The organism is Sphingobium sp. SG1 (assembly GCF_057063145.1).
Genome location: NZ_JBVVOJ010000001.1, coordinates 762,329 through 774,413, shown reverse-complemented (window position 1 = coordinate 774,413; position 12,085 = coordinate 762,329). Strand labels below are relative to the sequence as shown.

The 12,085-nt window shown below is 63.9% G+C and carries 13 protein-coding genes; 9 read left to right on the top strand and 4 right to left on the bottom strand.

The window, feature by feature from the left end; all coding sequences use genetic code 11:
* Positions 1-99: 99 nt before the first annotated feature.
* The 5 genes from AC0KVN_RS05140 (at position 100) to AC0KVN_RS05120 (ending at position 2,704) form a co-directional block, all read left to right on the top strand.
* Positions 100-423 carry an AtpZ/AtpI family protein gene (locus AC0KVN_RS05140; RefSeq protein WP_004207394.1) on the top strand — a complete coding sequence of 108 codons (324 nt, stop codon included), beginning with the start codon at positions 100-102 and terminating at the stop codon, positions 421-423.
* 46 nt (positions 424-469) lie between these two features.
* Positions 470-1,255, top strand: a complete 786-nt coding sequence (locus AC0KVN_RS05135; protein ID WP_017503282.1) for a F0F1 ATP synthase subunit A — start codon at positions 470-472, stop codon at positions 1,253-1,255.
* A 52-nt stretch (positions 1,256-1,307) separates the two neighbouring features.
* Positions 1,308-1,535, top strand: coding sequence for a F0F1 ATP synthase subunit C (locus AC0KVN_RS05130; protein ID WP_004207392.1), 228 nt, complete (start codon positions 1,308-1,310; stop codon positions 1,533-1,535).
* 67 nt (positions 1,536-1,602) lie between these two features.
* Positions 1,603-2,097 (top strand): F0F1 ATP synthase subunit B family protein, encoded by a 495-nt coding sequence (locus AC0KVN_RS05125; protein ID WP_004207391.1) that lies wholly within the window; start codon positions 1,603-1,605, stop codon positions 2,095-2,097.
* Positions 2,090-2,704, top strand: a complete 615-nt coding sequence (locus AC0KVN_RS05120) for a F0F1 ATP synthase subunit B family protein (protein WP_004207390.1) — start codon at positions 2,090-2,092, stop codon at positions 2,702-2,704. The genes AC0KVN_RS05125 and AC0KVN_RS05120 overlap by 8 nt, the downstream gene beginning before the upstream one ends.
* A gap of 62 nt (positions 2,705-2,766) precedes the next feature.
* Here AC0KVN_RS05120 and AC0KVN_RS05115 read toward each other — a convergent pair whose 3' ends face one another.
* From AC0KVN_RS05115 to AC0KVN_RS05105, 3 genes are all read right to left on the bottom strand, one after another.
* Positions 2,767-3,291 carry a GNAT family N-acetyltransferase gene (locus tag AC0KVN_RS05115; protein WP_435568341.1) on the bottom strand — a complete coding sequence of 175 codons (525 nt, stop codon included), beginning with the start codon at positions 3,289-3,291 and terminating at the stop codon, positions 2,767-2,769.
* Between the two features lie 70 nt (positions 3,292-3,361).
* A complete protein-coding gene (locus AC0KVN_RS05110; protein ID WP_435568340.1) occupies positions 3,362-4,276 on the bottom strand; it encodes an HAD family hydrolase in 915 nt (304 codons plus the stop codon).
* Between the two features lie 142 nt (positions 4,277-4,418).
* Entirely contained in the window at positions 4,419-5,471 is a 1,053-nt protein-coding gene (locus tag AC0KVN_RS05105) for an NAD(P)-dependent alcohol dehydrogenase (protein ID WP_161732732.1), read from the bottom strand.
* A gap of 240 nt (positions 5,472-5,711) precedes the next feature.
* Between AC0KVN_RS05105 and uvrC the strand changes: the two genes are divergently transcribed.
* The 3 genes from uvrC (at position 5,712) to AC0KVN_RS05090 (ending at position 9,552) form a co-directional block, all read left to right on the top strand.
* Entirely contained in the window at positions 5,712-7,625 is a 1,914-nt protein-coding gene (gene uvrC / locus AC0KVN_RS05100) for an excinuclease ABC subunit UvrC (protein ID WP_483655973.1), read from the top strand.
* Positions 7,626-7,774: 149 nt separating this feature from the next.
* Positions 7,775-8,029, top strand: coding sequence for a hypothetical protein (locus tag AC0KVN_RS05095; protein WP_435568338.1), 255 nt, complete (start codon positions 7,775-7,777; stop codon positions 8,027-8,029).
* Positions 8,026-9,552, top strand: coding sequence for a methyl-accepting chemotaxis protein (locus AC0KVN_RS05090; protein ID WP_435568337.1), 1,527 nt, complete (start codon positions 8,026-8,028; stop codon positions 9,550-9,552). Before AC0KVN_RS05095 ends, AC0KVN_RS05090 begins: the two co-directional genes overlap by 4 nt.
* On the opposite strand, the gene AC0KVN_RS05085 is transcribed toward AC0KVN_RS05090, so the two are convergent.
* Positions 9,549-10,436, bottom strand: a complete 888-nt coding sequence (locus AC0KVN_RS05085) for a LysR family transcriptional regulator (RefSeq protein ID WP_435568336.1) — start codon at positions 10,434-10,436, stop codon at positions 9,549-9,551. The two genes, AC0KVN_RS05090 and AC0KVN_RS05085, sit on opposite strands and share 4 nt — an antisense overlap.
* Positions 10,437-10,552: 116 nt before the next feature.
* On the opposite strand from AC0KVN_RS05085, the gene scpC reads away from it, so the two are divergent.
* Positions 10,553-12,070, top strand: coding sequence for a succinyl-CoA:acetate CoA-transferase ScpC (scpC, locus tag AC0KVN_RS05080; RefSeq protein WP_069338457.1), 1,518 nt, complete (start codon positions 10,553-10,555; stop codon positions 12,068-12,070).
* Positions 12,071-12,085 lie beyond the last annotated feature (15 nt).

Below are 12,085 nucleotides of genomic sequence, written 5' to 3'. Positions count from 1 at the left end.
ATCCGTCATCCCCTTTCTAAACGGGCCGCGCCTTGACGGGTGCAGCCGCAAGCGCCATGCCGCCTGCCATTGGGTTTCAGCCTGATGGAAGGATTGGCAATGGTTGCGGGTGAATCCGGGCAGGACCCGGCGGGGGAAGATGCGCGGATCGCTTCACTGGAAGCGAGAATTGCGCAGGCGGAACATGCCGAGCAGGTCAGACAGGGGACGAAGGTGCAGCAGGCGGACGATGGTTCGCGTCTGGGCAACAGGGTTCTCGCAGAGCTGATCGGTGGTCTTGTCGGTGGTGCGTTGATCGGCTGGGTTCTCGACCGGCTGCTCGGCACATCCCCATGGCTCCTGCTTGTCTTCCTCGGTCTCGGGATCGTGGCGGCGTTCAGGAACATCATCAGATTGACGACGACGAAGCGTTCCGATCAATAGGGGCGCTTTTGTCTTAGTCCGAATATTAGACGGTACAGGGGTCCAAGTGGCAGAATCCGGCAAAATCGATCCGATGCATCAGTTTGCGATCGAACCGCTGTTCGGTACCGATCACCTGTCCATCGGCGGCTTCAACATCGCCTTCACCAATAGCGCGCTCTATATGGTCGCCGCTGCGGTGGTGCTGTGGATCTTCGTGATCGGCGGCATGAAGCGCGAACTGGTGCCTGGTCGTTGGCAGATGGCGGTCGAATATTTCACCGGCTTCATCAAGAACCTGCTGATCTCGAACGTGGGTGAAGGCGGCAAGAAGTACATTCCTTATGTCTTCTCGCTCTTCATGTTCATCCTGATGGCCAACCTTCTGGGTCTGCTGCCGCTGGGTCTGGTCGGGGTCCACCCCTTCACCTTCACCAGCCACTTCACCGCCACCGGCGTGCTGGCGATCATGAGCTTCTCGATCGTGCTGATCGTTGGCTTCTGGAAGCATGGGCTGCACTTCTTCTCCCTGTTCGTGCCGCACGGCACGCCCCTGCCGATGATCCCGGTCATTTTCCCGATCGAGCTGATCTCGTTCATGGTGCGTCCGTTCAGCCTGGGCCTGCGACTGTTCGTGGCGATGACCGCCGGACACGTGCTGCTCAAGGTGCTGGCCGGCTTCGTCATCAACAGCTCGAATGCTGGCCCCGGTTTCGGTCTGACCGTCGGTGCCGCCAGCTTCGTGCTGATGGTCGGTATCAGCGCGCTCGAAGTGCTGGTCGCCGTGATCCAGGCCTATGTGTTTGCGCTGCTGACCTCGGTCTACATCAACGACGCCGAAAACCTGCACTGAGTTTTCGTACATTCTTCAACGCTTAATTGGTTTAGAAAAAGGAGTTTAGAACATGGACGCAGAAGCCGCAAAGCTGCTCGGTGCTGGCCTGGCCGCGATCGGTGCGGGCATTGCCGCCCTCGGTGTGGGCAACGTCTTCAGCTCGTTCCTCGAAGGCGCGCTGCGCAATCCGGGTGCCGCTGACGGCCAGCAGGGTCGCCTGTTCATCGGCTTCGCCGCCGCCGAACTTCTGGGTCTGCTGGCGTTCGTTATCGCCATGATCCTGGTCTTCGTGGCCTAAAGATCGACGGGGCGGGCAGCCTGGCTGCCTGCCCCTTGACGACCGCCCCCTTTTCGGACGGATAAAAATGCCTCAAATCGCGCAAATCGCCGATACCTATGCTTCCCAGATCTTCTGGCTGCTGCTGACGTTCGGCTTCGTCTTCTTCGTCATCGGCCGCGGCATGGTGCCCAAGGTGCAGGCGACGGCCGACGCGCGCGACGCGAAGATTTCGGGTGATCTCGATGCTGCCAAGGCAGCCTTCGCCCGCGCCGACGAAGCGGAAGCGGACTATCGCGTCCGTGATGCCGAAAGCCGCACCGCCGCCCAGGCGACGCTGGCCAAGGCGAAGGCGGATGCCGCCAAGGCTTCGGAAGCGAAGCTGGCCGCCGCCGATGCGGAGATCCAGGACAAGATCGGCGCTGCCGAAGCCAGGATCAAGACCGCCACGGATGCCGCCATGGCACAGATTGAAACCGTCGCCGCCGATGCGGCGCGCGACATGGTCGTCCGGATTTCCGGCGTGGAAGCGTCGGACGAAGCGGCCCGCAACGCAGTAAAGGCGGCACTGGCTCATGGCTGAGGCAGCAGTAGAGCATAGCGAGGCGCAGGCCCCGCACCTCAATCAGGCAATCCACGCCGAAGGCATGGAGCCGGTTGGCACCGTGGCGCATGAAGGCGTCGCGCCGCATACCGATCCCAAGGCGGTCGGCATGGACGCGACAGCCTGGGTCAGCTTGGCGATGGCGGTGTTCATCGTCATTCTGCTGATCAAGAAGGTGCCCAGCCTGATCGGCGGCGTTCTGGATGGACGGATTGCCCAGATCAAGGAACAGCTGGCCGAAGCATCGAAGCTTCGTGCCGAAGCCGAAGCGCTCAAGGGCGAATATGAAGCCAAGCTGGCCGCTGCGGCCGGCGAAGCCGACGCCATGCGCAAGTCGGCCGAGCATGAAGCCGAAACGCTTCTGTCCGATGCCAAGGTGCAGGCTGCCGATCTGGTCGCCCGTCGCCAGAAGATGGCGGAAGACAAGATCGGTGCGGCTGAGCGCAGCGCTCTGGCCGACATTCGTGCCAAGGCGGTGAAGGCCGCTACCGGCGCTGCCGCCGCCCTGATTGCCGAAGGCCATGATGCCAAGGCGGACAAGGCGCTGGTCGATGATGCGATCAAGGGTCTTGGCCCGGTCGCCTGATCGAAACAGGCAGAATTAGCAAAAGGGTCGGCACCGAAAGGCGCCGGCCCTTTTTGTTTGGATCAGATTAGGGTGCCGTCGGTCCATTCGGATCGCAGCATCCGCATGATCGCCGTATCCCATCGCGCATCGCCGACCCGGACGGAGGACAGGCGGACGCCTTCGGTCACGAAGCCCAGTCGTTCATAGCTGCGGATGGCGGGGCGGTTCCAGGCATAGGCATTGAGTTCCAGCCGCTCGACGGCGTCGAAGGCAAAGGCGCTGGCGAGCGCAAGGCGCAGCATCGGCGCCGCCAGACCCCGGCCTCGCGCATTGGGCGCGATCGCGACCCGGCCCAGCGTGGCATTGCCGTTGCGCCAGTCGAAGGCGATCTGGACATGGCCGACAAGCTGACCGTCGTCCTGCGCCATCCAGCACAGCCGTGCGGGCGGATCGCTGCGTCCTTCGTTCAGCATCGCCGTCATCTGCTCGTCGGACAGCGGGAAATGGACATAGGGCCCGCCCCATTGAACGACATCCGCGTCGCTGCCAAACCAGCCCGACAGGGTGGAGAAATGATCGGGGGTGAAGGGAAGGAGATGGACCATAAGGCGGTCATAGGCGCGCCAGCCTGCGGAGTGCCACGGCCGGTTGTCTGAAGGTGGCGCGGTCAACGGATCAGACGAAGATGCTGTTCCAGTCCTGCTTCATGCTGACCAGGGTCAGGCCATAATCTGGGGCCTTGTCCAGCGCCTCGGTCAAGGGGCTCAGGAAGAAATCACGATCATAGGCAAATTCCCGAACGGCATCGTCATGATGCAGCAGCAGCGCCAGCCGTGGCCCTGATCCGGTCTTCACATAGCGGAGCATGGCGAGGTCGCCGTCCGAATTGCCGAAGGCCAGGATCGGGCGACGGCCGATATGAAGGGCGATATTCTGCGCCTTCGCCTCGCGGTCGTCGAAACAGTGGAGTTCGGGCAGCTTGACAAGTTGCGCGACGCCATCACCGTCGATTTCGAACCGGGTGCGAAGGCTGGAGCCGATCACCTGTTCGGGCGGAATGCCATAGACGTCTTCGGCGAAGGCGCGCATCAGGTCGAGCCCGCCGCCCGAAACGATATAGGTCTTGAAATCATGGGCGCGCAGGAAATCCAGCAATTCGATCTGCGGGCGATAGACGCACCGGGTGAAGGGCCGGTCGAGCAGGGGATGATGTGCGGTGGCGAGCCAGTCGCGTGCGATCCCGTCAAATTCCTCTTCGGTCGCACCCGCATGCTCACGGGCGGCAACCTCCAGCAGCCCTAGCTTCCCCAGCGCCTTCATGGCCGGCATGTCCTGTTCGACATAGGCCTTGAAAGGCTGTTGCTGCGCCAGTTCCGGTTCCTGTTCGATCAGCTTTGCGCGCAGCATGCGGCCGAACAGGAACTGGGTCTGAAGTGGCTGTTCCGCCCAGAGCGTGCCGTCATTGTCGAAGGTGGCGATACGCTGCGGGGCGGGGATATGCTCCGGTCCCGAGCCTGTCACGCGGGCGACGAAATCCAGGATCGCGGCCTTGGCAGATCCGTCATTCCAGGACGGCAGGGGATCGGACATGGCTGGCTCCTCGGCGCTTGAACGTCCGGTGATTGGACCGGCACGGGAAGCTGGGAGCAATCGGGGTTTCCCCCGGAAAGGGGCGGGCATGGCCCGCAGTCGGGGCGAATGGCGCCTGGCCATTCGCCCCTTTGCCTAGCGATCAGGCGGCCAGCGTGGCGTTGTCGATCACGAAGCGATATTTGACGTCGCTCTTCTGCATGCGGGCATAGGCGTCTTCGATATCCTGGATGCGGATCATCTCGATATCGGCGACGATGCCCTTCTCTGCGCAGAAATCGAGCATTTCCTGCGTCTCGGCGATGCCACCGATCAGCGAGCCGGCGATGCTGCGGCGCTTGAAGATCAGCGCGCCGACATTGGGCGAGGGGTGAGCATGTTCGGGCACGCCGACCAGCGTCATCGTCCCGTCGCGCTTCAGCAGGGTGGTGAAGGCGTCGAGATTATGGCTTGCCGCAACCGTGTTCAGGATGAAGTCGAAGCTGTTGGCATGGGCCTGCATCTCTTCGGCATTGCGCGAGACGACGACTTCGTCGGCGCCCAGGTCCAGTGCGTCCTGGCGCTTGGACTCCGAAGTGGTGAAGGCCACGACCTTGGCGCCCATGGCATGGGCCAGCTTGATGCCCATATGGCCCAGGCCGCCAATGCCGACGATGCCGACCTTCTGGCCGGGGCCAACCTTCCAGTGGCGCAGCGGCGAATAGGTGGTGATGCCCGCGCACAGCAGCGGCGCTACGGCAGCGAGCTGATCGGCGGGGTGGCTGATCTTCAGGACGAACTTGTCCTTCACCACGATATTCTGCGAATAGCCGCCCAGCGTGTGGCCCGGCGCGTCGTCGGTCTTGCCATTATAGGTTCCGACGAAGCCGCTCTCGCAATATTGCTCCAGCCCTTCGTCGCAGGAGGCGCAGCCCTGACAGCTGTCGACCATGCAACCGACGCCGACCGTGTCGCCGACCTTGAAGGCGCTGACATGATCGCCAACGGCGGTCACATGACCGACGATCTCATGGCCGGGAACGCAGGGATAGAGGGTGCCGTCCCATTCGGAACGGACCTGGTGCAGGTCCGAATGGCAGACGCCGCAATAGGCGATATCGATCGCGACATCATGCGGACCGACGGCGCGGCGTTCGATGTCGAGGGCTTCGAGCGGCTTGTCGGCGGCGTTGGCGCCATAGGCTTTGGTGGCCATGGGGATGTCCCTTTGCTTGAGGTTCGCGGTGTGCAGGGCATATGCCCCTCCGCTGCTATTCTTGGATGGGCGCGGGCCGTGGGACGGCCTGTGCCTGTCCCATGTAGGAAGTCGACAGGCTGTTGATTAGGCCGGCTTTCGGCAACACAGCCATGAATGGCAATCATGAATGCCGGTGTTGGCCGCCCTTTGTTCCACACCGCCATTGCGATCCGCGCCGGTGCCGCTATCTCTGCGGCCATGTCGCAGCCGCAATCCCCCGACCGTTTCAACGAAGACAAGGCGACCTATACCGTCACCGGCAGCCAGCCCGATATCGATGCGGGCGTGGAGGCGATCCGCACGACGCTGAAGACCTTGCCGACCCGGCCCGGCGTTTACCGGATGCAGGATGCGCGCGGCGATGTCCTTTATGTCGGCAAGGCGCGGGCGCTGAAGAACCGGGTCGCCAATTATACCCAGGTCGACCGGCTGCCCAACCGGCTGCGGCGCATGGTGGCGCAGACCCGCAGCATGACGATCGTCACCACCAACAGCGAAGCCGAAGCGCTGCTGCTGGAGGCGCAACTCATCAAGCGCTATCGCCCGCCCTATAATGTCCTGCTGCGCGACGACAAAAGCTTTCCCTTCATCCTGTTACGCGAGGATCATGCCTTTCCCCGCGTGCAGAAGCATCGCGGCGCGCGTAAATATAAGGGGCGCTATTATGGCCCCTTCGCCAGCGCCGGATCGGTGACGCGGACGATCAATGCGCTGCAGAAGCTGTTCCTGCTGCGGTCCTGCACCGACAGTTTCTTCGCCAATCGTTCGCGGCCCTGCTTGTTGTATCAGATCAAGCGCTGCTCGGCGCCCTGCGTCGATCGCATCGACACGGCCGGCTATGCCGAACTGGTGCAGGACGCGCAGGATTTCCTTGGCGGCAAGTCGACCGCCGTGCAGCAGAAGCTGGGCGCGGCGATGGAGGCAGCGGCCGAGGCGCTGGATTTCGAACAGGCGGCGATGATCCGCGACCGGCTGAAGGCGCTGACCTTCATCCAGGGATCGCAGGCGATCAATGCCGAGGGGCTGGGCGATGCCGACATCTTCGCGCTGGCGGAGAAGGGCGGATCGATGTGCATCCAGGCCTTCTTCATCCGCGGCGGCCAGAATTGGGGGCATCGCAGCTTCTTCCCGGTCCACACCAATGATGTGGCGACCGAAGAGGTGCTGGAAAGCTTCATGGCGCAATTTTACGAGGAAGTGCCGCCGCCCAAGCTGATCCTGACAGACCGTGAGCCGGCCGAGTGCGAGCTGATGGCGCTGGCGCTGAGCGAAAGGCTGGGCAGCAAGGTTCGGATCGAAGTGCCCCAGCGTGGCGAGCGCACGCGGCTTATCAAACAGGCGCAGCGCAACGCGGTGGAGGCGCTGGATCGTCGCCTGGCCGAGACCACGACCCAGGCCAAGATATTGGACGAGATGGTCGAGGCCTTCGGCCTGGATGGCGTGCCCGACCGGATCGAGATCTACGACAACAGCCATATCCAGGGTGCTCACGCACTGGGCGCGATGGTGGTGGCCGGGCCGGAGGGCTTCCGCAAGAACGCCTATCGCAAGTTCAACATGAAGAATCCCGAAATCTCGAACGACGATTTCGCGATGATGCGCGAGATGTTCGAGCGGCGCTTCGGCCGGGCGGCGCGCGAAGACCCCGATCGCGACAGCGGCGAATGGCCGGACCTGGTGCTGATCGACGGCGGCAAGGGGCAGTTGTCGGCGGCGCGGGCGATGCTGGAGGATATGGGCATCGAGGATGTCTGCATGATCGGCATCGCCAAGGGGCCGCATCATGGCCGCGACGGGCGCGAGGTGTTCCATCTGATGGATGGGCGGGAGGTGAGTTTCCCGATCAATCATCCGCTGCTCTTCTACATGCAGCGCCTGCGCGATGAAGCGCATCGCTTTGCCATCGGCGCGCATCGGGCGAAGCGCAGCAAGGCGATCACCGTGTCGTCGCTTGACGAGGTGCCTGGCATCGGCCCGGCCCGGAAAAAGGCGCTTTTGATGCATTTTGGCACGGCGCGGGCGGTGCGCGATGCGGCGCTGGAGGATCTGCAACGCGCACCCGGCGTGTCGAAGGCGGTGGCCCAGCAGGTCTATGATTATTTCCACGGCTGAAAAATGTGACGATAACGCAATGATTTTTGCTGGCTCATAAGTGTCGCGTTAACAATTGCTGGCGATGTTTCCCCGGCCGATCGGCGGGGGAGACAAGAGTGGGGAACAGGTGGGGGCTTGCGGCTGCGCAATTGGCGACAGTCGGTTTTATGATGCTGGCGGGCGTTCTGGCGCCGCCGGCGCGGGGCGACATGCTCGCCATTCCCCTGACGACGGCCAGCGGCCATGGATTGGCGGCGGGGTTGATTGCGGTCGGCGCGATCCCGGTCGGCAAGGGGCATATCGAGGGGGCATTGGTGGTGCGGGGGGACCGCGACCGCCTGGCCTGGCCGATGCTGGCGCGCGGCGTATTGCTGTTGGCGGCGCCCGATTTCCTCTGTGCCGGCAAGGGAGGGCGGGCATGAACGTCGAACGCCCGATGGAAACCATCCGCCTGGCCGGCGCGCGCATGCTGATGTGGCTATTCTGGCTGAATGTGCCGGCATTGATGCTGATCGGCTGGTGGCTGAAGGCGCCCGATGCGGAAGTCGGCGCGCTGGCCGCGGCATTGCTGGCGTTGTTGCCGACCCATATGGTGCGGCGGCGCGACATTTCGGGGGCGGCGCGCATGACGCTGGCGGTGACATCGGTGGCGATCCCGGCGCTCTATGTTTTCCTGCTGCGCGGGCATGACTGGCAGATGGACATGCATATGGGCTTTTTCGCGGCGCTGGCGGCGCAGACGGTGTTGCTCGATCGGCGGGCGCTGCTGGTCGCGGCTGGCGTGACGGCGCTCCACCATCTGATCCTCAACTATAGCTATCCCGCCTGGGTGTTCGCCAGCGAGGGCGATCTGCCACGCGTGCTGGTGCATGCGCTGATCGTGGTGATCCAGACCCTGATGCTGTGGTGGATCGTGTCGCTGCTGACCCAGGCCATTCGCCTGCAGACAGAGGAGCGGCAGCGGAGCGAAGGTCTGCGCAAGGAAGCCGACGCGGCGAAGGAACGAGCCGAGGTCGCGCTGGCCGAACTGGAGCGGGCGCAGACGATTGCGACGCGGCAGCGCGCGATCGAGGAGGCGGCGCGGCGGGCCGAAGAGGCAAGCGAGCGGCGTCGGCTGGTAGCCGATGCGCTGGAGGCGCGGTTGGGCGCGGTGGTCGGTGATCTGGGCCAACTGGCGGGGCAATTGTCGGCCAGCAAGCAATGGCTGTTCGACCTGCTCGATCGCACGACCCAGCGCTCGGCCGAGTTGCGCAAGGCCCATGCCCGCGCCGATGGCGATGTCCGCGCGGTGGCGCAGGACACGGAAAAGCTGGCCATTTCGATCAATGGCGTCGGGGGCAGCGCCAGCCACACCCGCGACAATGCATTGCGTGGTGCGATGGCAACCCGTGCGCTGACGCCGGAGGTCGACATATTGTCGGCGACGGTCGATTCCGCCAGTTCGATCGTCGCGCTGATTTCCCAGATCGCGGCGCAGAGCCGGACCCTGTCGCTCAATGCCGGGATCGAGGCGGCGCGCAGCGGCAGCGAAGTGCGTGGCTTTGCCGTCGTGGCATCGGAGATGAAGAGCCTGGCCGCGCAGACGGCCGAGGCGACCCGCCAGATCGACATCTATCTGCAGGATATTCGCCGTGCGGCCGACAGCGTGTCGGGCGCGATCGATGTCGCGACCCAATCGGCCGACACGATCGACCGATCGACCGCCGGCATCGTCGATGATGTAGCGGAACAGATACGCGCCACCGGCGAGATCGCGGCGGCGACCGAGGAAATGGCGCGCCATATCGCAGAAGCGGCGTCCCAGGCCGAAGCGCTGAGCCTGGCGCTGGCGGAGGCGCAATCGGCCATGGGCGAAACCGACGCGGCGGCGACGGCCTTGTCCAGTCGTTCGCAGGAGTTGCAGGAAACGGTGCGTAACGTGCTGGAGGAACTGCGTGCCGCCTAGCGCTGGGGCGGGTCGCCGGGAAAATTCGCCTTCAGGAAATCGAGCACCAGCCTGGCGCGGGCGGGTAGGCGCTTCAGGGCGGGATGCACCGCCAAAATGTCGATCGGGTCTATCTGGCTGGCGGGGAGGACGCGCACGAGGCGCACCGCCTCCAGATCGTCCGCGACACGAACCGCGGGCAGCATCGCGATGCCGAGGCCAGCGAGCGCGGCGCGATGCACCGCCTCGCTATTGTCGCTGCGGAACGGGCCGCTGATCAACTGGTCGCGGCCGTCCACGGTCCATTTGGCGGGCAGGTCGCCATAGCCATAGGCGATGCAGCGATGGCTCGGCAGATCGTCGGCGCTGGTTGGCAGGCCATGGCGCGCGACATAGTCGGGATGGGCGACCAGCATGCGGGGCAGGGCGCCCAGCCGATGCACGACCAGCATATCATCCCCGACCGGGCCGACGCGCAGCGCCAGATCGAGCCGGTCCTGGACCAGATCGCGTTGCCAATCGGTCATCGCCATGTCGATCCGCAGGCCGGGATGCTGATCGCTCAGCTGGCTCAGCAGGCCCAGATAATAGAGGCCCAGCGCAGTGGTGACGCCGATCCGCACCGTGCCGCTGACATCGCCCTGGACCGGGCGCAATTCCTGTTCGGCCACTTCTAGCGCGTCGACCAGCGTGCGGGCATGGACCAGCAACTGGTCGGCTTCGGGCGTCGGGACCAGCCGGCGCGTGGTGCGATGAAACAGCACGGTGCCAAAATGGGCTTCCACCTGATCGAGCCGTCGCGCTATGGTGGTGTGGCTCGCATGCATCTCGGCGGCGACGCGCGTGAAACTGGGCTTTTCGCATAGCCGTATGAAGGTGCGGATCGAAAGAAGCAGGTCGCTCATTTGAACATGTCCTGCACAGATATTGTGCCGGGAATCCCTATTGTGCGGAGAACGGAAAAGCCAGACCTAAGCGCCGGCGCAGGGACGCCAGTCAGACATTTAATGGAGACGAGAGGATGGCATCGGATCGTATCGGTCATGCAGGGTTTGCGGCAAAAAGACGCAGCGCGCAGGACGCAGCTGCCCTGATTGCCGACGGCATGACCGTGGGCATGAGCGGCTTCACCGGATCAGGCTATCCCAAGGCCGTCCCTCTGGCCCTCGCCGACCGAATCACCGCCGCCCATTCGGCCGGCGATCCGTTCCGGGTGAAGGTGTGGACCGGCGCGTCGACCGGGCCGGAACTGGACGGTGCGCTCGCCAAGGCCGACGGCGTCGAATTTCGTCTTCCCTATAATAGCGATCCGATCGCCCGCGAGCGGATCAACCGCGGCGAGATGCAATATTTCGACATGCATCTGAGCCAGGTCGCGCCGATGGCGTGGCAGGGCTTTTTGGGCGAACTGGATGTCGCCGTGGTCGAAGTGACCGGCATCACCCCCGACGGCCTGCTGATCCCGTCCGCTTCGGTCGGCAACAACAAGACCTGGCTCGATCGTGCCAAGGGCATCATCCTGGAGGTCAATAGCTGGCAGAATGCCGCGCTCGAAGGGATGCACGACATTTATTACGGCACGGCGTTGCCGCCGAGCCGCGTGCCGATCCCGCTGACCCGCGCCGACGATCGCATCGGCGAACCCTATTTCCGCGTCGATCCCGCCAAGGTGCTGGCGGTGGTCGAAACCGACTCGCCCGATCGCAACGCCCCCTTCACTCCGCCCGATGACAGTGCGCGGGCGATCGCCGGCCATCTGCTCGAATTCCTCGGCCATGAAGTGAAGATGGGCCGCATCCCGGCGTCGCTGCTGCCGCTCCAGTCGGGTGTCGGCAATATCGCCAATGCCGTGCTGACCGGCCTGATCGATGCGCCGTTCGACAATATGGTCTCCTATACAGAGGTCATTCAGGACGGCATGCTCGACCTGCTGGAATCCGGCAAGCTACGCATGGCGAGCGCCACCGCCTTCTCGCTCAGCCCCGAGGCGGCGGCGCGGCTCAATGCCGACATGGCCCGCTTCCGCAACAAGATGATCCTGCGCCCGCAGGAAATCAGCAACCATCCCGAACTGGTTCGCCGCCTGGGCTGCATCGCCATGAACGGCCTCATCGAGGCGGACATTTATGGCAATGTGAACTCCACCCATGTCATGGGATCGCGTATCCAGAACGGCATCGGTGGATCGGGCGACTTTGCTCGTAACGCCTATCTGTCGATCTTCATGACGCCCTCGACCGCCAAGCAGGGCAAGATTTCGGCGATCGTGCCGCATGCCAGCCATGTCGACCATATCAACCAGGATGTGCAGGTGATCGTCACTGAGCAGGGGCTGGCCGACCTGCGGGGGCTGGCGCCGCGCCAGCGGGCCGAACTGATCATCAACAATTGCGCCCATCCCGATTATCGTCCGATGCTGAAGGATTATTTCAGGCGGGCGATGCAGGGCAGCTATGGCCTGCAGTCGCCGATGCTGCCGGCCGAGGCCTTTGCCTGGCACCAGCGCTTCATCGATACCGGCACGATGATGCCGGGCTGATCATCAATGGCCCGG

Bases quoted from the DNA above. Each gene is read 5' to 3' on its own strand.
- AC0KVN_RS05140 (WP_004207394.1), top strand. From the start codon at position 100: ATGGTTGCGGGTGAATCCGGGCAGGACCCGGCGGGGGAAGATGCGCGG.
- AC0KVN_RS05130 (WP_004207392.1), top strand. From the start codon at position 1,308: ATGGACGCAGAAGCCGCAAAGCTGCTCGGTGCTGGCCTGGCCGCGATC.
- AC0KVN_RS05125 (WP_004207391.1), top strand. From the start codon at position 1,603: ATGCCTCAAATCGCGCAAATCGCCGATACCTATGCTTCCCAGATCTTC.
- AC0KVN_RS05120 (WP_004207390.1), top strand. From the start codon at position 2,090: ATGGCTGAGGCAGCAGTAGAGCATAGCGAGGCGCAGGCCCCGCACCTC.
- AC0KVN_RS05115 (WP_435568341.1), bottom strand. From the start codon at position 3,291: ATGGTCCATCTCCTTCCCTTCACCCCCGATCATTTCTCCACCCTGTCG.
- AC0KVN_RS05110 (WP_435568340.1), bottom strand. From the start codon at position 4,276: ATGTCCGATCCCCTGCCGTCCTGGAATGACGGATCTGCCAAGGCCGCG.
- AC0KVN_RS05105 (WP_161732732.1), bottom strand. From the start codon at position 5,471: ATGGCCACCAAAGCCTATGGCGCCAACGCCGCCGACAAGCCGCTCGAA.
- uvrC (WP_483655973.1), top strand. From the start codon at position 5,712: ATGTCGCAGCCGCAATCCCCCGACCGTTTCAACGAAGACAAGGCGACC.
- AC0KVN_RS05095 (WP_435568338.1), top strand. From the start codon at position 7,775: ATGATGCTGGCGGGCGTTCTGGCGCCGCCGGCGCGGGGCGACATGCTC.
- AC0KVN_RS05090 (WP_435568337.1), top strand. From the start codon at position 8,026: ATGAACGTCGAACGCCCGATGGAAACCATCCGCCTGGCCGGCGCGCGC.
- AC0KVN_RS05085 (WP_435568336.1), bottom strand. From the start codon at position 10,436: ATGAGCGACCTGCTTCTTTCGATCCGCACCTTCATACGGCTATGCGAA.
- scpC (WP_069338457.1), top strand. From the start codon at position 10,553: ATGGCATCGGATCGTATCGGTCATGCAGGGTTTGCGGCAAAAAGACGC.